At 70.2% G+C, this 21234-nt stretch carries 15 protein-coding genes; 9 read left to right on the top strand and 6 right to left on the bottom strand.

Translation table 11 applies throughout. The features are described 5' to 3' along the window. From ACWD0J_RS13910 to ACWD0J_RS13880, 7 genes are all read left to right on the top strand, one after another. Complete coding sequence (locus ACWD0J_RS13910) at nucleotides 1-927, top strand: carbohydrate ABC transporter permease (RefSeq protein ID WP_451496008.1); 927 nt, start codon at nucleotides 1-3, stop codon at nucleotides 925-927. 184 nt (nucleotides 928-1111) lie between these two features. Beyond that, nucleotides 1112-2311, top strand: a complete 1200-nt coding sequence (locus ACWD0J_RS13905; protein WP_451496007.1) for an ROK family transcriptional regulator — start codon at nucleotides 1112-1114, stop codon at nucleotides 2309-2311. A gap of 133 nt (nucleotides 2312-2444) precedes the next feature. Then, nucleotides 2445-3545: an ABC transporter substrate-binding protein gene (locus ACWD0J_RS13900; protein WP_451496059.1), complete on the top strand. Its 1101-nt coding sequence runs from the start codon at nucleotides 2445-2447 to the stop codon at nucleotides 3543-3545. Between the two features lie 181 nt (nucleotides 3546-3726). Then, nucleotides 3727-4518: an ATP-binding cassette domain-containing protein gene (locus tag ACWD0J_RS13895; protein ID WP_451496006.1), complete on the top strand. Its 792-nt coding sequence runs from the start codon at nucleotides 3727-3729 to the stop codon at nucleotides 4516-4518. Then, on the top strand, nucleotides 4515-5807 hold the full coding sequence (locus ACWD0J_RS13890) for a sugar ABC transporter permease (RefSeq protein ID WP_451496005.1): 1293 nt from the start codon (nucleotides 4515-4517) through the stop codon (nucleotides 5805-5807). Before ACWD0J_RS13895 ends, ACWD0J_RS13890 begins: the two co-directional genes overlap by 4 nt. A 228-nt stretch (nucleotides 5808-6035) precedes the next feature. Beyond that, complete coding sequence (dxs, locus tag ACWD0J_RS13885; protein ID WP_451496004.1) at nucleotides 6036-7973, top strand: 1-deoxy-D-xylulose-5-phosphate synthase; 1938 nt, start codon at nucleotides 6036-6038, stop codon at nucleotides 7971-7973. A gap of 147 nt (nucleotides 7974-8120) precedes the next feature. Beyond that, nucleotides 8121-9644 carry an amino acid permease gene (locus ACWD0J_RS13880; RefSeq protein ID WP_451496003.1) on the top strand — a complete coding sequence of 508 codons (1524 nt, stop codon included), beginning with the start codon at nucleotides 8121-8123 and terminating at the stop codon, nucleotides 9642-9644. Nucleotides 9645-9687: 43 nt separating this feature from the next. Here the strand turns inward: ACWD0J_RS13880 and ACWD0J_RS13875 are convergent, their stop codons facing one another. Together ACWD0J_RS13875 and ACWD0J_RS13870 are read right to left on the bottom strand one after the other, a co-directional pair. Next, the gene (locus tag ACWD0J_RS13875) at nucleotides 9688-10062 is read right to left on the bottom strand and encodes an NTP pyrophosphohydrolase (protein WP_451496002.1); all 375 of its coding nucleotides are present in this window, start codon (nucleotides 10060-10062) and stop codon (nucleotides 9688-9690) included. Between the two features lie 312 nt (nucleotides 10063-10374). Beyond that, nucleotides 10375-11346 carry an NAD(P)-dependent oxidoreductase gene (locus tag ACWD0J_RS13870; protein WP_451496058.1) on the bottom strand — a complete coding sequence of 324 codons (972 nt, stop codon included), beginning with the start codon at nucleotides 11344-11346 and terminating at the stop codon, nucleotides 10375-10377. Nucleotides 11347-11593: 247 nt separating this feature from the next. Here ACWD0J_RS13870 and ACWD0J_RS13865 point away from each other — a divergent pair, with 247 nt between their 5' ends. Further along, the gene (locus tag ACWD0J_RS13865; RefSeq protein ID WP_451496001.1) at nucleotides 11594-12610 is read left to right on the top strand and encodes a hypothetical protein; all 1017 of its coding nucleotides are present in this window, start codon (nucleotides 11594-11596) and stop codon (nucleotides 12608-12610) included. 167 nt (nucleotides 12611-12777) lie between these two features. Here the strand turns inward: ACWD0J_RS13865 and ACWD0J_RS13860 are convergent, their stop codons facing one another. From ACWD0J_RS13860 to ACWD0J_RS13845, 4 genes are all read right to left on the bottom strand, one after another. Further along, complete coding sequence (locus ACWD0J_RS13860; protein ID WP_451496000.1) at nucleotides 12778-14907, bottom strand: 3-hydroxyacyl-CoA dehydrogenase NAD-binding domain-containing protein; 2130 nt, start codon at nucleotides 14905-14907, stop codon at nucleotides 12778-12780. Next, nucleotides 14904-16130: a thiolase family protein gene (locus ACWD0J_RS13855; RefSeq protein ID WP_451495999.1), complete on the bottom strand. Its 1227-nt coding sequence runs from the start codon at nucleotides 16128-16130 to the stop codon at nucleotides 14904-14906. Before ACWD0J_RS13855 ends, ACWD0J_RS13860 begins: the two co-directional genes overlap by 4 nt. 117 nt (nucleotides 16131-16247) lie before the next feature. Next, nucleotides 16248-17276, bottom strand: coding sequence for a LacI family DNA-binding transcriptional regulator (locus ACWD0J_RS13850; protein WP_451495998.1), 1029 nt, complete (start codon nucleotides 17274-17276; stop codon nucleotides 16248-16250). Continuing rightward, complete coding sequence (locus ACWD0J_RS13845) at nucleotides 17273-19678, bottom strand: glycoside hydrolase family 2 protein (protein ID WP_451495997.1); 2406 nt, start codon at nucleotides 19676-19678, stop codon at nucleotides 17273-17275. Before ACWD0J_RS13845 ends, ACWD0J_RS13850 begins: the two co-directional genes overlap by 4 nt. Nucleotides 19679-19829: 151 nt before the next feature. Between ACWD0J_RS13845 and ACWD0J_RS13840 the strand changes: the two genes are divergently transcribed. Beyond that, nucleotides 19830-21143, top strand: a complete 1314-nt coding sequence (locus tag ACWD0J_RS13840; RefSeq protein ID WP_451495996.1) for an extracellular solute-binding protein — start codon at nucleotides 19830-19832, stop codon at nucleotides 21141-21143. Nucleotides 21144-21234 lie beyond the last annotated feature (91 nt).

Genomic DNA, 21234 nt, shown 5'->3' with positions numbered 1-21234 from the left:
ATGAAGACGACCGAGACCCCCGCCCCCGTACCGGCCGAGTCCGGTGTCCCCGTCGCCAAGGTCGCCGTCCCGCCCGGCCCGCCCCCAAAGGAGAAGAAGAAGGAGGGCACGGTCCTCAACGCCTTCTCGCACGGCATCCTGGTCGTGTGGGCGATCATGGTCGTGCTGCCGCTGGTGTGGGCGGTGATGACGTCCTTCAAGGACGACAGCGCCATCTTCGGCTCGCCCTGGTCGCTGCCGGACAGGCTGCACTTCGACAACTGGTCACGGGCCTGGACCGAGGCCAACATGAGCGACTACTTCCTCAACACCGTCCTGGTGGTGGGGGGTTCGCTCATCGGCACCCTGGTGCTCGGCTCGATGGCCGCCTATGTCCTGGCCCGCTTCGACTTCCCGGGCAACCGGTTCGTCTACTACCTGTTCATCGGCGGCATGAGCTTCCCGATCATGCTCGCGCTGGTCCCGCTCTTCTACGTCGTGAACAACATGGGCCTGCTGAACACGATCCACGGGCTGATCCTGGTCTACATCGCCTACTCGCTGCCGTTCACGGTGTTCTTCCTGACCGCGTTCTTCCGCACCCTGCCGACCTCGGTGGCGGAGGCGGCGTTCGTGGACGGGGCCTCGCACAGCCGGACGTTCTTCCAGATCATGCTGCCGATGGCCAAGCCCGGTTTGATCAGCGTGGGGATCTTCAACTTCCTCGGTCAGTGGAACCAGTACATGCTGCCGACCGTGCTGAACACCGACCCGGACAAGCGCGTCCTCACCCAGGGCCTGGTGCAGCTGGCGGTCAGCCAGGGGTACAAGGGCGACTGGTCCGGGCTGTTCGCGGGCCTGGTGATGGCCATGCTGCCGGTGCTCGCCGCGTACATCGTCTTCCAGCGTCAGGTGGTGCAGGGACTGACCGCCGGTGCACTGAAGTAACCACCCGGCCACACAGCGCGAACGCCGCTCCCGGCTCCCCGGGGGCGGCGTCCGTGTGGGTGTCCACGCACCCGGATGCGGTTCAACCTCTTGACGGGAGGCAACCCGAACGGCTCAGCTTAGAGTTCACTAGTTGGACATAGACGGGGCCTCATTGAAGCGGTCCCGTGCGCAGGAGGTCGTCGTGGAGACTCCGGGGTCGCAGTCGTCGCTGCACCGAGCCAACCTGGAGCGGGTCGTACGAGCCGTACGGCTGGCTGGTTCGCTCACGCAAGCGGAGATCGCGCGGACGACGGGCCTGTCCGCGGCGACCGTCTCCAACATCGTGCGCGAACTCAAGGACGGCGGAACGGTCGAGGTCACGCCCACCTCGGCGGGAGGCCGCCGGGCCCGCAGCGTCTCGCTGAGCGGGGACGCCGGCATCGTCATCGGGGTGGATTTCGGGCACACGCATTTGCGCGTCGCGATCGGCAATCTCGCCCACCAGGTGCTGGCCGAGGAATCCGAGCCGCTCGACGTGGACGCCTCCTCGACACAGGGCTTCGACCGGGCGGAACAGCTGGTCAGCCGGTTGATCGAGGCCACCGGGGTGGACCGCTCCAAGATCGCGGGGGTGGGCCTCGGCGTCCCCGGCCCGATCGACGTGGAGTCCGGCACGCTCGGCTCGACCGCCATTCTGCCCGGCTGGACCGGCACCCGGCCCGCCGAGGAGCTGCGGGGGCGGCTCGGCGTGCCCGTGCACGTGGACAACGACGCCAACCTCGGCGCCCTGGGAGAGCTGGTCTGGGGCAGTGGCCGGGGGGTGCGCGACCTGGCGTACATCAAGGTCGCCAGCGGTGTCGGCGCGGGCCTGGTGATCAACGGGAGGATCTATCGCGGACCCGGCGGCACTGCGGGCGAAATCGGACATATTACACTTGACGAGTCCGGCCCCGTCTGCCGCTGCGGAAACCGGGGCTGCCTGGAGACGTTCGCGGCCGCGCGCTATGTGCTGCCGCTGCTCCAGTCCAGTCACGGCACGGATCTGACGATGGAGGGCGTGGTGCGGCTGGCGCGGGACGGAGACCCTGGTTGTCGTCGGGTGATCGCCGACGTCGGCCGTCACATCGGCAGTGGAGTCGCCAACCTCTGCAACCTTCTGAACCCGAGCCGAGTGGTCCTGGGCGGTGATCTCGCCGAGGCCGGTGAGCTGGTGCTCGGGCCGATCAGGGAGTCCGTCGGCCGCTATGCGATCCCCAGTGCGGCACGTCAGCTCTCCGTTCTCCCAGGGGCACTCGGTGGCCGTGCGGAGGTGCTTGGAGCACTCGCTCTCGCGCTCAGCGAGATGGGTGATTCAACCCTTTTGGACGGCACGCTGCATGCGGCGACACCTGCCTTCACTTAGAGAACGGATGGCACCGTTGCCAACCCGTTAAGGATTTACTTCTTGACGTCGCACGTGTGGCCGAGTTGACTTCCAGCCACCTCGGCCGCAACGACGCGGCCTCGTCAGGGAGGTTTCTGAAGTGAATACGCGTATGCGTCGTGCCGCCGTTGCTGTCGCCGCGGGTGCGATGGCCGTGTCGCTGGCCGCCTGTGGCAGTGCCAAGGAGTCCGGCGACGCCGACTCCTCCTCGTCCGCTCCCGCGAAGGGCGACGACATCAAGGTCGGTCTCCTGCTTCCGGAGAACCAGACCGCGCGGTACGAGAAGTTCGACAAGCCCTTGATCGAGAAGAAGGTCAAGGAACTCACGAACGGCAAGGGCGAGGTCGTCTACGCCAACGCCAAGCAGGACGCCAGCACGCAGAACCAGCAGGTCGACACCATGGTGACCAACAAGGTCGACGTGCTGATCGTGGACGCGGTGGACTCCAAGGCCATCGCCGGCTCGGTCAAGAAGGCGAAGGACGCGGGCATCCCGGTCGTCGCCTACGACCGTCTGGCCGAGGGCCCGATCGACGCCTACACCTCGTTCGACAACGAGACCGTCGGCAAGACCCAGGGCGAGGCCCTCCTCAAGGCCCTGGGCTCCAAGGCCAAGGACGGCCAGATCGTCATGATGAACGGGTCCTCCACCGACCCGAACGCCGCCCAGTTCAAGTCGGGCGCCCACTCCGTCCTCGACGGCAAGGTGAACATCGGCCGCGAGTACGACACCAAGGAGTGGAAGCCGGAGAACGCCAACGCCAACATGGAGGGCGCCATCTCCGCCCTCGGCAAGGACAAGATCGTCGGCGTCTACTCCGCCAACGACGGCATGGCGGGCGGCATCATCACCGCCCTGAAGGCCGCGGGCATCGACAACATCCCGGTCACCGGCCAGGACGCCGAGCTGGCGGGTGTGCAGCGCATCGTCTCCGGTGAGCAGTACATGAGCGTCTACAAGCCCTACCCGCAGGAGGCCGACGTCGCCGCCGAGATGGCGGTCGCGCTCGCCCAGGGCAAGTCGCTCGACTCCATCGCCAAGGACAAGGTCGACAGCCCCACCACCAAGGGCGTCCCCGCCATCCTCGTCCCGGTCGTCTCGCTGACCAAGGACAACATCAACGACACGGTCATCAAGGACGGCATCTACACCGTCGCCGACATCTGCACCGGCAAGTACAAGTCGGCCTGCGACAAGATCGGTCTGAAGTAAGTCACCGCACGTCCCGCCGCACATACGGGGGTTCGTCCATGAACTCCCGTGCGGGACTCGCGTACTGAGCCCGTCCGGCGCCCCGCATCCATCAGCCCCGCAAAGCTAGGCGGGGCGCCGGACGGAACACCCCCTCCACACTTTTCTGCACAACCTCCCGCCGGGTCAGGCGGCGAAGGAGATGGTTCACTTGTCCGCTACGCCTGTTCTGGCGTTGCGCGGGGTCTCCAAGCGATTCGGTGCCGTCCAGGCGCTCACCGATGTAGAGCTTGAGGTCCACGCCGGTGAAGTGGTCGCCCTGGTGGGCGACAACGGCGCCGGAAAGTCCACGCTGGTCAAGACGATCGCCGGCGTGCACCCCATCGATGAGGGCGCAATCGAGTGGGACGGCAGGACCGTCCACATCAACCGGCCGCACGACGCCCAGAACCTGGGCATCGCGACCGTCTACCAGGACCTCGCGCTGTGCGACAACATCGATGTCGTCGGCAACCTCTACCTGGGCCGTGAGCTGAAGAAGCGCGGCATCCTGGACGAGGTCGAGATGGAGCGCCGTTCGCGCGAGCTGCTGGACACGCTCTCCATCCGCATCCCGAGCGTCCGCATCCCGATCGCCTCGCTCTCCGGCGGCCAGCGCCAGACCGTGGCGATCGCCCGCTCGATGCTGGGCGAGCCCAAGCTCGTCATCCTCGACGAGCCCACCGCGGCCCTCGGCGTCGAGCAGACCGCCCAGGTGCTCGACCTGGTCGAGCGGCTGCGTGAGCGCGGCCACGCGGTGATCCTCATCAGCCACAACATGGCTGACGTGAAGGCAGTGGCCGACAAGGTCGCCGTCCTGCGCCTCGGGCGCAACAACGGCGTCTTCGAGGTCAAGTCGACCTCTCAGGAAGAGATCATCTCCGCCATCACGGGCGCCACGGAGAACGCCGTGACCCGTCGTGCGGCGCGCAGCAATGGGGAGGCTCAGAAGTGAGCATCGACAAGACCTCCACGCCCCCCGAGGGCCCCGTGGTGGCGAACCCCGAGGCGGCCGCCGCGGCGGTCACCGCCGTCGACCCCCGGCTGCTGGTCCGCGAGCAGGGTTTCGCGGGCTACGTCTCCGAGTTCAAGCGGAAGATCAAGTCCGGTGACCTGGGTTCCCTCCCGGTCGTCATCGGCCTGGTCATCATCTGGGCGATCTTCGCGAGCCTGAACTCGAACTTCCTGACCGCCGGCAACCTCTCCGACATCTCCGTGGCCATGGTCGGCACGGGCATGATCGCCGTCGGCATCGTCTTCGTGCTGCTGCTCGGCGAGATCGACCTGTCGGTCGGCTCGGTCAGCGGTGTCGCGGGCGCCTCGTTCGCCGTGCTGAACGTCACGAACGGGATGAACGAGTGGCTGGCCTTCCTCCTGGCCATCCTCACCGGCACGGCGGCGGGCACGATCCACGGGTTCGTCTTCGCGAAGATCGGTGTGCCGGCCTTCGCCGTCACCCTGGCGGGGCTGCTGTTCTGGAACGGCTTCATGCTCCAGATCCTCGGCAGCAACGGCACCATCAACCTGGACAGCGAAGGCGTCGTCGCCAAGCTGACCAGCTACTACTTCACCGATGTGGCCGCCGCCTACGCGCTGGCGATCGTCGCGACCGCGGCCTTCTTCCTCACCTCGTTCCTCGACAACCGTCGTCGCGAGGCGGCCGGCGTGCCGTCCCGGCCGCTTGCCGAAACCATCCTGCGCACCGCGCTGCTGGCGATCGCCGCGTTCGCCGTGGCGATCACCTACAACCAGTACAAGGGCCTGCCGCTGGCCGTGGTGATCTTCATCGCGGTGCTGATCCTCACGGACTTCGTGCTGCGCCGCACCTCGTACGGCCGCAAGGTCTTCGCGCTCGGCGGCAGCGTCGAGGCCTCCCGGCGTGCCGGTATCAACGTGGAGATGGTCCGGATCTCGGTCTTCGCGATCTCCGGTACCTTCGCCGCGATCGGCGGTCTGTTCATCGCCTCGAAGATCGCCTCCGCCAACCAGGGCGCCGGCGCCGGTGACCTGCTGATGAACGCGATCGCCGCGGCGGTGATCGGCGGAACGTCGCTGTTCGGCGGCCGCGGGCGCACGTGGAACGCGCTCCTCGGCGTGCTGGTCATCGTCTCGATCCAGTACGGCCTGGCGCTGGAGGGCATCGCCTCTCCGGTCCAGTACATGATCACCGGTGGTGTGCTGCTGGCGACGGTCGTGATCGACGCGGTCACCCGCAAGACGCAGAAGACGGCGGGGCGGGCCTAGGCCTAGCCCGCTGTCGTGAACCACCCTGTGCCCGGCACCGACGGCGGTGCCGGGCACAGCCATGTCGTAGAAGTAGCAGTGGCAGAAGCAGAAACAGAAACAGAAGTAGCGGCACAAGGGGGGTACAGCCGATCGCGTGACGTATCACGCACCTCCCTGGCGTCGGCCGCAAAGGCGGAACATTAGACTCGACAAGCCCGGCAACAGCTCTACTGCAAGGAGGCACGGGTGCCGCTGCTGACCCGTATCAGGGGACCGCGCGATCTGGACCGGCTCAGCCTGGAAGAGCTGGACCAGCTGGCCGAGGAGATCCGGAACTTCCTCGTCGCAGCCGTCTCCAAGACCGGCGGCCACCTGGGCCCCAACCTCGGTGTGGTCGAGCTCACCATCGCCCTGCACCGGGTGTTCGAGTCGCCCAAGGACAAGGTGCTCTGGGACACCGGACACCAGTCCTACGTGCACAAGCTGCTCACCGGCCGCCAGGACTTCTCGAAGCTGAAGATGAAGGGCGGCCTGTCCGGCTACCCCTCGCAGGCCGAGTCCGAGCACGACGTCATCGAGAACAGCCACGCCTCCACCGTCCTCGGCTGGGCCGACGGCCTCGCCAAGGCCAACCAGATCCTCGAACGCGACGACCACGTGGTCGCCGTGATCGGTGACGGGGCGCTGACCGGCGGCATGGCGTGGGAGGCCCTCAACAACATCGCCGACGCCAAGGACCGCCCGCTGGTCATCGTCGTCAACGACAACGAGCGGTCGTACGCCCCGACCATCGGCGGCCTCGCCAACCACCTCGCGACCCTGCGGACCACCGACGGCTACGAGCGCTTCCTCGCCCGCACCAAGGAGGTGCTGGAGCGCACGCCCGTCGTCGGCAGGCCGCTGTACGAGACCCTCCACGGCGCCAAGAAGGGCCTCAAGGACTTCATCGCCCCGCAGGGCATGTTCGAGGACCTCGGCCTGAAGTACGTCGGTCCCATCGACGGCCACGACATCGAGGCCCTGGAGTCCGCGCTGGCCCGCGCCAAGCGCTTCGGCGGCCCGGTGATCGTGCACTGCCTCACCGAGAAGGGCCGCGGCTACCAGCCCGCCCTCCAGGACGAGGCCGACCGCTTCCACGGCATCGGCCCCATCCACCCCGACACAGGCCTGCCGATCAAGGCGTCGGGCGCCGACTGGACGTCCGTCTTCGGCGACGAGATGGTCCAGCTCGGCAAGGAACGCGAGGACATCGTGGCCATCACGGCGGCGATGCTGCAGCCGGTCGGTCTGAAGAAGTTCGCGGACACCTTCCCCCACCGCATCTACGACGTCGGCATCGCGGAACAACACGGCGCCGTCTCCGCGGCGGGCCTGGCCACGGGCGGTCTGCATCCGGTCTTCGCCGTGTACGCCACCTTCCTCAACCGTGCCTTCGACCAGGTCCTCATGGATGTCGCCCTCCACAAGTGCGGGGTGACGTTCGTCCTGGACCGGGCCGGCGTCACCGGCACCGACGGCGCCTCCCACAACGGCATGTGGGACATGTCGATCCTCCAGGTCGTGCCCGGCCTCAGGCTCGCCGCCCCGCGCGACGCCGACCAGGTCCGCGCCCAGCTGCGGGAGGCCGTCGCCGTCGACGACGCGCCGACCGTGGTCCGCTTCTCCAAGGGCGCCGTCGGCCCCGCCGTACCCGCCGTGGGACGCGTCGGCGGCATGGACGTGCTGCGCGAGCCGGGCACCGACACGCCCGACGTGCTCCTCGTCTCCGTGGGCGCCCTCGCGCCGATGTGCCTGGAGATCGCGAACCTGCTCGACCGGCAGGGCATCTCGGCCACCGTCGTCGACCCGCGCTGGGTCAAACCCGTCGACGAGGCCATGGCCCCCCTCGCGGAGCGCCACCGCGTGGTCGTCACCGTCGAGGACAACTCCCGCGTCGGCGGCGTCGGTTCCACGATCGCGCAGGCCCTGCGCGATGCGGGCGTCGACGTCCCGCTGCGTGACTTCGGCATCCCGCCGCGCTTCCTCGACCACGCCTCCCGCGCCGAGGTCATGGCGGAGATCGGGCTGACCGCGCCCGACATCGCCCGCCAGGTCACCGGACTGGTCTCCAGGCTGGACGGCAGGTACGGCAGGTACGGCAGCACCGCGGCCGAGGTCGACTCGGTGGAACCCGCCCGCGACTGACGCTCCCGCGGCTGCGCCGAATGGGCCGGTCGTACCACTCTTCGCAGTGGTGCGACCGGCCCGTTCGCGTGAATCCACCCGCGCCGGGGCATACGCACTACGCCCCCTCTCGATCATGTCGAGGACGACAAAGCGTGGGAGGTACCCGTGAGCAGCACCCTCTTCCGGACGAAGAAGGTCGAGCAGTCCATCCTCGATACCGAGGAACCCGAGCACGCGCTCAAGAAATCCTTGTCCGCGCTGGACCTGACCGTCTTCGGCGTCGGTGTCATCATCGGCACCGGCATTTTCGTCCTGACCGGCACCGTCGCCAAGAACAACGCCGGCCCCGCCGTGGCCCTGGCCTTCGTCGTGGCCGGGGTCGTCTGCGCGCTCGCCGCGCTCTGCTACGCCGAGTTCGCCTCCACCGTCCCGGTGGCCGGCTCCGCGTACACCTTCTCGTACGCCTCCCTCGGTGAGCTGCCCGCCTGGATCATCGGCTGGGACCTGGTCCTGGAGTTCGCGCTCGGCACCGCGGTGGTCGCCGTCGGCTGGTCCGGCTACATCGCCTCCCTGCTGGACAACGCGGGCTGGCACCTGCCGGCGGCGCTCAGCGGGAGGGAGGGCGCCGACGGCTTCGGCTTCGACATCCTCGCCGCCGCCCTCGTCCTGGTGCTCACCGGCATCCTCGTGCTCGGCATGAAGCTCTCCGCGCGGATCACCTCGATCGTCGTCGCCATCAAGGTGACGGTCGTCCTCGTCGTGATCATCGCCGGTGCTTTCTTCATCAAGGGCGACAACTACGACCCGTTCATCCCGAAGGCGAAGGACGTGCCGGCGGGGGACGGGCTCCATTCCCCGCTCATCCAGCTGATGTTCGGCTGGGCGCCCTCCAACTTCGGCGTGATGGGCATCTTCACCGCCGCCTCGGTGGTGTTCTTCGCCTTCATCGGCTTCGACGTCGTCGCCACGGCCGCCGAGGAGACCCGCAACCCGCAGCGGGACATGCCCCGCGGCATCCTCGGCTCCCTCCTCATCTGCACCGTGCTGTACGTGGCGGTGTCCATCGTCGTCACCGGCATGCAGCACTACAGCCGGCTGTCCGTGGACGCCCCGCTCGCGGACGCGTTCAAGGCCACCGGGCACCCCTGGTACGCGGGCTTCATCAGCTTCGGCGCCGCCGTCGGCCTGACGACGGTCTGCATGATCCTGCTGCTCGGCCAGACCCGGGTGTTCTTCGCGATGAGCCGCGACGGACTGCTGCCGCGCTTCTTCTCCCGCGTCCACCCCCGGTTCAAGACCCCGCACCGCCCGACCATCCTGCTCGGCGTGATCATCGCCATCGTCGCCGGTTTCACCAGCCTGAGCGAACTGGCCGAACTCGTGAACATCGGCACGCTGTTCGCCTTCGTGGTCGTCGCGTTCGGCGTCCTCATCCTCCGCAGGACCCGCCCCGACCTGCCCCGGTCGTTCCGCACGCCGTGGGTGCCGTTCATCCCGATCCTGTCGGTGGCCGCCTCGCTGTGGCTGATGCTGAACCTGCCCGCCGAGACCTGGCTCCGGTTCGCCATCTGGATGGCGATCGGCATCGTCGTGTACTTCCTCTACGGCCGCGGCCACAGCCGTCTCGGACGGCAGGAGGCGGCCACGGCCGGCCAGGCCGGGAAGGGGCGGACCGGGCCCGCGGAGTAGCCGGCCGGCCCGCCCTGGGGGCGGTGGTGCGCGGCCGGGGCCGTCAGGCCGGCCTCACCGTGCGCGGCCCCGCCACCTCCGCCCCCAACTCCACGACCCGGCGCCTGAGTTCGCGATCCGCCGTGACGACCAGGACGGGCCGCTCGCCCGCCCGCGCCACCAGCTCGACCATGTGGTCGTCCCCGCTGCCGGGCGCGTCCTCCACCCGTACGCCCGGCACCGACGCCACACCCCGGGCCGCGCCCTCGACGACCAGCACGATCTTTACCGGCCCGGCCCGCCCCGGCACGCCGTCCGCCGCGAGCCGGTCCCGCAGACGCTCCGCGGCCCCCCGTCGATCCCGCCACCACCCGTCAGGCACCGACCCGACGACGTTCGCGGCGTCCACGATCACAAGCAGGGGGGCGTCGGCGTCCATGGGTCCAGGGTGCCATGCCGGGGCAGACGGGAGCCCGTCAGGCAGGCGTCCCCGGTGCCGGAGCCGGCGGGCTGGGGAACGGGCCCCGTCAGGCGCGCTCCAGCGACGCTTCCCACGCTTCCCGACGGGCCGCGGCAGCTCCGCCAGTCGCCTGTCGCCCCAGCCCCGCGTATCCGTCACCGCCCCGCACTGTCCCTCACCGCGCCTCCGCGTCCCTCAGCCGCCGCGACGGGCGGAACCCGGTCGACCGTCGTCCGTCGTCCGTCGACCGTCGTCCGACCGACAGCCGTCGTCCATCAGCCGTCACCCCCGTCACCTCCCCGGCGGCTCGTCGAAGCTGGCGAAATACGCGGCGACCATGTCCTCGTCGGCGTGGCCCTGGGCCGCGGCTCGCTCCAGGCGTTCGGCGGCGGCGGTGGCCACGTCGAGCCGTACGCCGTGCTGTTCGCCCGCCCGGACGATGAGCCGGGCGTCCTTGGCGGCGGTGGAGACGGCGAACTGGGCGGGCGTCAGCCGGTCGTCGAGGACGAGTCCGGCCTTGGCGCGCAGGTAGCCCATGTCGAGCGGGCCGCCGGCGATGGCGTCGAAGAAGCCCTGCGGATCCACCCCGAGCGCCCGGGACAGGGCCAGCACCTCACCGACGGCCGCCGTGGCCGCGATCACCCAGCTGTTGGCCACCAGCTTCAGCCGGGTGGCGCTGCCCGCGGAGCCGTCCTCGCCGGTCCACACCGTGCGGGCGCCGACCGCGTCCAGGACGGGCGCCACCGCCTCGCGGTGCGCGCCGGGCCCGGCGGCCAGGACGAGCAGCTGTCCGGCCTCGGCGGGCTGACGGGTGCCCAGCACCGGCGCGTCGAAGAAGACCAGCCGGTGCGCGTCGGCGAAGGCGGCCAGGTCGCCGATCGCCTCGATCCCCACGGTCGTCGACTGCACCCAGGCGGCCCCCGGGCGCAGGGCGTCGGCGGCCTCGCGCATCACGTCGAGGGCGGCGGGTCCGTCGTACAGCATGGTCAGCACGGCGTCGGCGCCCCGGACGGCCTCGGCGGGGGTGCCGGTGACGGTGATGGCGTCGGCGGTGAGGGGTTCGGCCTTGGCGCGGGTGCGGTTCCAGGCCCGGACGGTGTGTCCGGCACGGGCCAGGTTGCGGGCCATCGCGGCCCCCATGATCCCGGTGCCCAGGACGCCTACGGTGAGCTTGTCGGTCATGACGTCGGTCTTCCTGTTCTCGTACGGTTGCCTGCCGCCGCGGGACCGTGCCCGCCGCTGTGGGCCAGCCTGCCCGATCAGTCACCCTGCCCGATCAGCCACCCGCCGCGCGCCGACGAAGGGGGAGGCGGACCGGCCGGGCGCGGGCCGACCGTGTCGGCGCACGCGGCGCACGCGGCGGACGGGACGGTGGGGGCCGTGGAGCTTCCCGGCGCATGCCCGGTACGCGACGTTCCCCACGTGCGGCGAGCGCCGGGGAGCAGCGCCGGCCCTCTGACCGGCGGGGGCGGAACACGCCGCGTGGCCCCCGCCGCCTAAAGTGAACCGGGTGAACGGCGACTGGCTCATCCGCGGCCGCGACGGCCGGCTCAGTGTCTATCTGCCCGCGGGCGACGCCGTCCTGTGCCGGGCCGAGCGCGCACCCGGCGGACCGTGGGAAGCGCCCCGCCGCGTGGGCGGCGACCAGAAGCTGCACCCCGTGCTCGCGGTCGGACAGGGCGCCGACGGCTACGCCCATCTCGTCTCCTGGCGGCCCACCCGGCCCGGCGAGTCCGGCCTGGTGCACTCCACCCACTTCCGGCCCCGGCTCGCGGCCCTGGACTGGAACCCGGTCGGCCATCCCGACAAGACGGGCGGACGCACCGGCACGCCCGCCGTCGCGGTCGACGCCCAGGGCCGCGCCCATGTCTTCGTCCGGAACAAGGGCGGTGGCGTGAGCATGCTCGGCCAGAAGGAGAAGGGCGGCTGGGGCCCCTGGCGGGACCTGAAGGGGCGTGAGGTGGAAGAGGAGTTGGCGGCCGTCACAGGGGAGTCCGGACGCGTCGAGCTGTACGCGGCCACGCCCGGCGGGATCCTGCACTGGCGGCAGGAGGAGGCGGGCGCCCAGCCGGTCCTGGAGGAGGCGATCGAGGCCCCGGTCCGCCCCGGCACCCTGCACGCCCTCGCCACCTCCCCGGAGAGCACCACGCTCTTCTACACCGACGCCTCCGGCGACCTGTGCGCCTGGCGCCCCGGCGCCAAGCCCCTCACCCTGCTCGCCTGTGCCGGACCCGGCCCGGTCTGCGCCGTACGCTGCGAACTCGACGGCCACGACTGCACGTTGCTCGCCCAGCGCTCCGCGAGCGGCCGGGTCGCCTTCGCCGCGTACCCCACCGAGCAGGAGTCGGCCGGTGCCTGGTGGACCGAGTCGGGGCCCCAACTCCCCGTGGACGCCGAGGTGTCGCTGGCCGTCGACGAGGACGAGCGGGTGGTCGCGGCCACCCTCTCCCCGTCCACCGGACACCTGTTGCTGACCCGCCGCAAGGACGAGCCGGGCCTGGCCCTGGAGGCCTGGCGGCCGGCGTGACGCCTCGGTTCCGGTTCGGCGGGACCGGGGCAATGCGCCCGGGCTCTGAGGGTGTTCAGAGAGCAGGGACACATGAAACACACAGAGGGTATCCGTCGCGGCATGCGAAAAGGGGGCGGAACGCATGGATCGTTACCATGCGCCCCACCCCCCTCAGGGGTGCCGTGTTACGCCGGGACGCTCGCCACGCCCGGGGCCAGGAACTTCCTGCCGTTCACCCGCTCGGAGACACCCTCGCGGTCCAGGTACGGCGTGATGCCGCCCAGGTGGAAGGGCCAGCCCGCACCGGTGATCAGGCACAGGTCGATGTCCTGGGCCTCGGCGACGACGCCCTCGTCGAGCATGAGCCCGATCTCCTGCGCCACCGCGTCCAGGACGCGCGCCCGCACCTGCTCCTCGGTCAGGACGGTGTCCCCCTGCTTCAGCAGCGCGGCGACCTCCGGGTCCAGCTCCGGCTTGCCGCTGTCGTGGACGTAGAAGCCGCGCTTGCCCGCCTTGACGACGGCCGCGAGGTTCGGGGAGACCGTGAAGCGGTCCGGGAACGCCCGGTTGAGCGTCTGCGAGACGTGCAGACCGATCGCGGGGCCGACGAGCTCCAGGAGCACCAGCGGGGACATCGGCAGGCCCAGCGGCTCGACGGCCTTCTCGGCGACCTCGACCGGGGTGCCCTCGTCGATGACGTTCTGGATCTCGCCCATGAAGCGGGTGAGGATGCGGTTGACGACGAACGCCGGGGCGTCCTTCACCAGGACCGCCGTCTTCTTCAGCTTCTTGGCGACACCGAACGCGGTGGCCAGGGAGGCGTCGTCGGTCTGCTCGCCACGGACGATCTCCAGCAGCGGCAGGATCGCGACCGGGTTGAAGAAGTGGAAGCCCACGACCCGCTCGGGGTTCTTGAGCTTCGACGCCATCTCGGTGACCGACAGCGAGGAGGTGTTGGTGGCGAGGATCGCGTGCGCCGGGGCGACCGCCTCGACCTCCGCGAACACCTGCTGCTTGACGCCGATCTCCTCGAACACGGCCTCGATGACGAAGTCCGCGTCGGAGAAGCCCTCGGCCTTGTCCAGGACACCGCTCACCAGGGCCTTGAGGCGGTTGGCCTTGTCCTGGTTGATCCGGCCCTTGCCGAGCAGCTTGTCGATCTCGGCGTGGACGTAGCCCACACCCTTGTCGACCCGCTCCTGGTCGATGTCGGTCAGTACGACCGGCACCTCCAGGCGGCGCAGGAACAGCAGCGCGAGCTGCGAGGCCATCAGACCGGCGCCGACGACACCGACCTTGGTGACCGGACGCGCCAGCGACTTGTCCGGCGCGCCGGCCGGACGCTTGGCGCGCTTCTGCACCAGGTTGAAGGCGTAGATGCCGGAGCGCAGTTCACCGCCCATGATCAGGTCGGCGAGGGCCTGGTCCTCGGCGTCGAAGCCCTGCTGGAGGTCGCCGTTCTTCGCGGCGGCGATGATGTCGAGGGCGCGGTAGGCGGCCGGGGCGGCGCCGTGCACCTTGCTGTCCGCGATGAAGCGGCCCTTGGCGACGGCCTGGTCCCAGGCCTCACCGCGGTCGATCGCCGGGCGCTCGACGACGATCTCGCCCTTGAGGACGGACGCCGTCCACAGCAGCGACTGCTCCAGGAAGTCCGCGCCCTCGAACAGGGCGTCGGCGATGCCCAGTTCGTAGACCTGCGCACCCTTGAGCTGCTTGTTCTGGTTGAGCGAGTTCTCGATGATCACCGAGACGGCCTTGTCCGCGCCGATCAGGTTCGGCAGCAGCGTGCAGCCGCCCCAGCCGGGGACCAGGCCGAGGAAGACCTCGGGCAGCGAGAAGGCGGGCAGGGCCGCGGACACCGTGCGGTAGGCGCAGTGCAGACCGACCTCGACACCGCCGCCCATGGCCGCGCCGTTGTAGTACGCGAAGGTCGGGACGGCGAGGCCGGCGAGGCGCTTGAAGACCTCGTGGCCGCCCTTGCCGATGGCGAGCGCGTCCTTGTGCTCCTTCAGCAGCTCGACGCCCTTGAGGTCGGCGCCGACCGCGAAGATGAACGGCTTGCCGGTGATGCCGACACCGACGATCTCGCCGGCCGCGGACTCCTTCTCGACCTGGTCGATCGCGGTGTCGAGGTTCGCGAGGGACTGCGGGCCGAAGGTGGTCGGCTTGGTGTGGTCGAGGCCGTTGTCGAGGGTGATCAGGGCGAAACGGCCCGCACCGAACGGCAGGTCCAGGTGGCGTACGTGGGCCTGGGTCACTACCTCGTCCGGGAACAGCTCGGCCGCACCCTTCAACAGCTCAGCGGTGGTGCTCACTTGTCGCCTCCGGCGTCCTTGTGGTGCGGGTTCTCCCAGATCACCGTGGCGCCCATGCCGAAGCCGACGCACATGGTGGTGAGGCCGTAACGGACCTCCGGCTGCTCCTCGAACTGGCGGGCCAGCTGCGTCATCAGCCGGACGCCGGAGGAGGCCAGCGGGTGACCGTAGGCGATCGCGCCGCCGTACTGGTTGACGCGCGCGTCGTCGTCCGCGATGCCGTAGTGGTCCAGGAAGGCCAGGACCTGCACGGCGAAGGCCTCGTTGATCTCGAAGAGGTTGATGTCCTCGATCGACAGGCCAGCCTTGGCGAGGGCCTTCTCCGTCGCCGGGATCGGGCCGTAGCCCATGACCTCCGGCTCGACACCCGCGAAGGCGTAGGAGACCAGGCGCATCTTCACCGGCAGGCCGTGCTCGCGGGCGAAGTCCTCGGAGGCGATGATCGAGGCGGTGGCACCGTCGTTCAGACCGGCCGCGTTGCCGGCGGTGACCCGGCCGTGCACCCGGAACGGGGTCTTCAGGCCGGCCAGGTTCTCCAGCGTCGTCCCCGGGCGCATCGGCTCGTCGGCGGTGACCAGGCCCCAGCCCGTCTCCCCGGCTTCGGCGTTGGTGCGGCGCACCGAGATCGGCACCAGGTCGGCCTGGATCTTGCCGTTGGCGTAGGCCTTGGCGGCCTTCTCCTGCGAGCGCACGGCGTACTCGTCGGCGCGCTGCTTGGTGATGTGCGGGTAGCGGTCGTGCAGGTTCTCGGCGGTCATGCCCATGAACAGGGCGGACTCGTCGACCAGCTTCTCGCTGACGAACCGCGGGTTCGGGTCCACGCCCTCGCCCATCGGGTGGCGGCCCATGTGCTCGACACCACCGGCGATGACGGCGTCGTACGCGCCGAAGGCGATGGAGCCGGCCGTGGTCGTGACGGCGGTCAGGGCGCCCGCGCACATGCGGTCGATGGAGTAGCCGGGGACCGACTGGGGGAGACCGGCGAGGATGCCGGCCGTGCGGCCCAGCGTCAGGCCCTGGTCGCCGATCTGCGTGGTCGCGGCGATGGCGACCTCGTCGATCTTCTTCGGGTCGAGGCCGGGGTTGCGGCGCAGCAGCTCCCGGATCGCCTTCACGACGAGGTCGTCGGCACGGGTCTCGTGGTAGATGCCCTTCGGGCCCGCCTTGCCGAACGGGGTACGGACGCCGTCGACGAAGACGACATCCCTGACGGTACGAGGCACGATGGCTCTCCTCCAGATGCGGGACGGCACTGCTGCGATGCGCTGAGCGCGCGCTCAGGACCCATGCTACTTGTGGGTAACGTAGCTGCACAGTCCCCCCGCCCGGAGCGGCGAACGTCACACCTTCGGGGGAGCGGTCGAACCCCGTGGCGTGAGCACCGGAGTCGGTACCTGATGCGACCCGGTCCCCTCTCCCATGATCACCCCGAACAGGGTCCGCGCCGCGTCCGCCCCGAATCCGTGCACGTCATGGCTCATCGCGGAGAGGGGCGGGTGCGTGATGCGGCACAGCTGGGAGTCGTCCCAGGCGAGCAGGGAGACGTCATCCGGCACGCTCAGCCCCATCTCCGCCGCCACCGCCAGCCCCGCCACCGCCATGATGTCGTTGTCGTACACGATGGCCGTCGGCCGGTCCGGGGGCGCCGCCGCCAGCAGAGACCGGGTCGCCCGTGCCCCCGCCTCCCCGGAGTAGTCCGTCGCCACCTGCCAGGCCCCGGCCAGTTCCAGGGAACGGGCCGCCTCGTCGAACGCGGCCGTACGGGTCGAGGTGTGGCCGAGCGCCGCCGCGCCGCCGACCCGGGCGATCCGCCGGTGCCCGAGCGCCGCCAGATAGTGCACGGCCTCCCGCACGGCCGTGGCGTCGTCGGTCCACACGGAGGTGAGGCCGCCGGTCAGCGAGGGATGCCCGACGGCCACCACCGGCATCCCGAGCCGCTCGACCGCGGCCACCCGCGGGTCGTCGGGGCGGAAGTCGACGAGGATCGACCCGCCGACCTGCCGCCCCCGCCACCACGACTCCTGCAGCCCGGCCTCCTCCTCCACATGCCGTACGAGCCGCAGGAGCAGCCCGCAGGAGTGCTCGATCAGGACGCTCTCCACACCGGAGATGAACTCCATGTAGAAGGGTTCGAGCCCCAGCTGCCGGGCGGGCCGGCAGATAGCCAGCCCCACCACGTCCACCCGCGATCCGGCCAGCGTCCGGGCGGTCGGGCTCGGCGCCCAGCCCAGTTCCCGCGCCGCCCGGAAGATCCGGTCCCGGGTCGCCTCCGACAGTCCCGGCTTGTGGTTGAAGGCGAGGGACACGGCACCCTTGGACACGCCGGCGAGCGCGGCGACGTCCTTGATGGTGACGCGGGAGGTCGTCATCGGTGGGGCTCCATGCAGTACAGGGCCGAGCGGGCCCGCTCGGCGTCCGGAGTCTGCCAGCCCCGCACACCGATGGTCACGCGTTCGCCGGGCAGCAGCGTGACAAGCCCCCGGTCGGCCCGCGCCGCCGGATCCAGCCGGTCCGCCTGGAGCAGCAGATCCCTCACCAGGGTGCGGGCCGTCACCTCGATCCCGCCCGGCACGAGCGCGACCTCGAACTCCGGCCCGGGGTAGGGGATCTCGCGGTCCGGCACCGGGAAGTACAGGGCACGCAGCGTTTCCCCGCTCCCGGCCTCGCCCGAGCGGGGGGACCCCCACGCGTCCGCGACCAGGAACTCCTTCGGGCCGACGGGTTCCAGCTCCCTCGGTACCGCGAAGTCGGCCACACACCGCCCCTCGGCGGTGAGCGCCACGCTCGCCGTACCGATCACCAGCCCCTCCACGGACATCCGCCGCAGCGACAGCGTGCCGGACCACACCGCGGCCGACTGGTTGACGGCGGCCAGCACCAGCCCCCGCTCCCGCGGCCGGAGCGTCAGCAGCCGGTCCGCGTACAGGCGCTTCAGCTCGTGGTACAGCGGCTTCTCCCGCCCGTCCCCGTCGATCGCCGCCCAGGAGGTCACCGGCCAGCAGTCGTTGAGCTGCCAGACGATCGTCCCCGCGCACACCGGCCAGTGCGACCGCCAGTGCTCGATCCCGGCGGCCACGGCGCGCGCCTGGTTCACCTGCGTGAGGTAGTGCCAGCGGTCGAAGTCCCCCTCGGGCAGGGCGAAGTGCCGGGCGAGCCCGCGCTCCAGCTTGCCGTTGCCGTCGTCGGCCTTCTGGTGGTGCAGCATGCCGGGGGAGTCCGGCGCGAGCTCCTCACCCGGCAGCGCCCGCCGCAGCGTGGCGTATGCGGGCGGCGCCTGCCAGCCGAACTCGGCGACGAACCGCGGCACATGGAGCCGGTAGTCGGCGTAGTCCGCCCCGTTCCACACCTCCCACGAGTGGTGCGTGCCGTGCGCCGGATCGTTCGGATGGTGCTCCCACGACCCGGACCAGGGACTGCCCGCCGCGTACGGCCGCGTGGGATCCAACTCGGCCACCACCCGCGGCAGTACGCCCAGGTAGTACCCCTCGCCCCAGGAATCACCGGCCAGCCGCTGCTCCCAGCCCCAGTCCTTGAAGCCCCACAGGTTCTCGTTGTTGCCGTTCCACAGCACCAGCGAGGGATGCGGCATCAGCCGTACGACGTTCTCCCGGGCCTCGGCCTCCACCTCGGCGCGCAGCGGCTGCTCCTCCGGGTAGGCCGCGCACGCGAAGGGGAAGTCCTGCCAGACCAGCAGCCCGAGTTCGTCGCAGGCGTCGTAGAAGTCGTCGCTCTCGTAGATGCCGCCGCCCCACACGCGTACCAGGTCCACCCCCGCGTCGGCCGCCTGCCGCAGCCGCTCGCGGTAGCGTTCCGGGCCGATCCGGGAGGGGAACACGTCGTCCGGGATCCAGTTCACGCCGCGCGCGAAGAGGCGTTCTCCGTTGACGACGAAGGTGAACCCGGAGCCGTGCGCGTCCGGCCGGCGATCCAGCTCGACGGTCCGGAATCCGATCCGGCGCCGCCACACGTCCAGCACCCGCTCGCCGTGCAGAAGCGTCACCTCGGCGTCGTACAGCGGCTGTTCGCCGTAGCCCCGCGGCCACCACCGCCGTACGTCGGGCACCTCCAGCCGGACCGTCCCGGTCGCCCCGTCGATCTCGGCGCGCGCCCGTACCCCGCCGATCGTCGCCTCGGCGACCAGCGGCGCCTCCACCCTGGCCCGCTCCACCTCGACGGCCAGCTCGACCCGTCCCAGGCCGCCTTCGACGGTCACCAGGGGGCGCACGCACGAGATCCGGGCCGTCGACCACCGCTCCAGCCGCACCGGCCGCCAGATCCCGGCCGTCACCAGGGTCGGGCCCCAGTCCCAGCCGAAGGAGGCGGCCATCTTGCGGATGTACGGGAAGGGCTCGGCGTACGCGGCGGGCCGCTCGCCCAGCTTCCCGCGCACGGCCTCCGCCTCGGCGTAGGCGGAGACGAACCGCACCGACAGCCGTCCCCCGAGGCCGGTCACGTCGAAGCGGTAGGAGCGGTGCATGTTCCGCGTCCGGCCGAGGAGCCGGCCGTCGAGCAGGATCTCGGCCGCGGTGTCGAGGCCGTCGAAGACCAGGTCGGCCTGCTCGTGCCCGTCGGCCGCCGCGAGGTCCCTCTCGTACGTCCACTCCCGCCGCCCCACCCACGCGACCTCGGTCTCGGCCAGCCCGAGAAAGGGGTCCGGGATCACCCCCGCCGCCAGCAGATCGGTGTGCACGCAGCCCGGCACCGAGGCCGGCAGCGCGTCCTCCTCGTGCTTCAGGATCCATCCGTCGGTGAGCGGTGTGGCCTCCAGCATGCACACTCCCTAAACCGTTTCAGTCCAGTACGCCGACAGCTTTCGGCAGCCTTGGCGAAATAGGGACTTTACCGGTTAAGAAAGCACTGTCAGAGTGCCGAATCAGCCAACCCACTCGTGCTCGTCCGTCCCACGAACGGAGCTGACGCACATGAACCGCCGCCACATCCTCGCCACGGTCCTCGGCGCCGCCCTGCTGATCCCCGGCTGCACCGGCACCGGAGGCACCTCGAAGGGCGCCGACGCCGAGGCACCCGACGATCCGTCCAAGGTCACCGGCACCATCAAGGTCCTCACCGTCCGCACCGACCTGGTGCAGGACGGCACGATGAAGAAGTACGCCGCCGAGTTCAACAAGACCTATCCGAAGGTCAAGGTCGAGTTCGAGGCCCTCACGAACTACGAGTCCGAAGTCAAGATCAGGATGAACACGGAGAACTACGGCGATGTGCTGCTGATCCCCGCGGTGATCAAGAAGGACGACTACCCGAAGTTCTTCGCCTCGCTGGGCACCTCGGAGGAGCGCGCCAAGAAGTACCGCTTCACCGACTTCACCACCGTCGACGGCAAGGTCTACGGACAGAGCCCGGTCGGCGTGAGCCCCGGATTCGTCTACAACAAGCGGGTCTGGGAGGAGGCCGGCGTCACCGACTGGCCCACCACCCCGGCCGAGTTCCTCAAGGCCCTCAAGGCCATCAAGTCCAAGACCGACGCCGTCCCGTACTACACCAACTTCGCGGCCGGCTGGACGCTTACCTCCTGGACGTCCGTCAACGGCTCGGTCCACTGCGACACCCGGGCCACCGACAAACTGGCCGAGGGCGACCCGTGGGCGAAGGGTGCCGACCTGCGCGTCGGCGACACCCTGCTGCACGACATCGTGAAGTCGGGCCTGATCGAGAAGGACCCGACGACCAGCAACTGGGAGGAGTCCAAGCCCCGGACGGCGAAGGGCGAGATCGCCACCCAGTGGCTCGGCACCTGGGCGATCGTGCAGTTCCAGGACGCCGCGAAGAAGGCCGGGGCCGACCCCGACGACATCGGCTTCATGCCCTTCCCGGCCCAGGTGGACGGGAAGTTCTGCGCGGTCGTCAGCCCCGACTACAACCAGGCCGTCAACGTCCACTCCCCGCACAAGGAGGCGGCCCGCGCCTGGATCGACTGGTTCACCGACAAGTCCACCTACGCACAGGACAACCTGGCCATCTCCCCGCTGAAGGACGCCCCGCTGCCCGAGGTGATGAAGCCGTACGAGGAGGCGGGCGTGAAGTTCATCGAGGTGGACGACAGCAAGGGCGGCCAGGTCAAGAACATCGACAACCAGTCGGAGACCGGCATCTTCGCCCCCGAGTACCGCCAGGACCTCGTCGACCTCGCCCGCGGCGCCCGGGAGGGCGATCTCGACGCCTTCTTCGCCGACCTGAGCAAGCGCTGGGCCGAGGCGCGGAAGACCGCGGGGTCCTGATGACGGACATCACCGAGAAGGCTGCCTTGCGGGCCGGGGCCGGGACGGCGACCACCGTCCCGGCGCAGGGCCGCGAAGTCGCCGTGACGGA

The organism is Streptomyces sp. NPDC003011, assembly GCF_053591515.1.
This window is presented reverse-complemented; position numbering and strand designations above follow the sequence as displayed.

What these genes read in the sequence shown, in the direction of transcription:
- ACWD0J_RS13910 (WP_451496008.1), top strand. Translation starts at nt 1, where the DNA reads ATGAAGACGACCGAGACCCCCGCCCCCGTACCGGCCGAGTCCGGTGTC.
- ACWD0J_RS13900 (WP_451496059.1), top strand. Translation starts at nt 2,445, where the DNA reads ATGCGTCGTGCCGCCGTTGCTGTCGCCGCGGGTGCGATGGCCGTGTCG.
- ACWD0J_RS13895 (WP_451496006.1), top strand. Translation starts at nt 3,727, where the DNA reads ATGGTTCACTTGTCCGCTACGCCTGTTCTGGCGTTGCGCGGGGTCTCC.
- ACWD0J_RS13875 (WP_451496002.1), bottom strand. Translation starts at nt 10,062, where the DNA reads ATGGACGCCGACGCCCCCCTGCTTGTGATCGTGGACGCCGCGAACGTC.
- ACWD0J_RS13850 (WP_451495998.1), bottom strand. Translation starts at nt 17,276, where the DNA reads ATGACGACCTCCCGCGTCACCATCAAGGACGTCGCCGCGCTCGCCGGC.
- ACWD0J_RS13845 (WP_451495997.1), bottom strand. Translation starts at nt 19,678, where the DNA reads ATGCTGGAGGCCACACCGCTCACCGACGGATGGATCCTGAAGCACGAG.
- ACWD0J_RS13840 (WP_451495996.1), top strand. Translation starts at nt 19,830, where the DNA reads ATGAACCGCCGCCACATCCTCGCCACGGTCCTCGGCGCCGCCCTGCTG.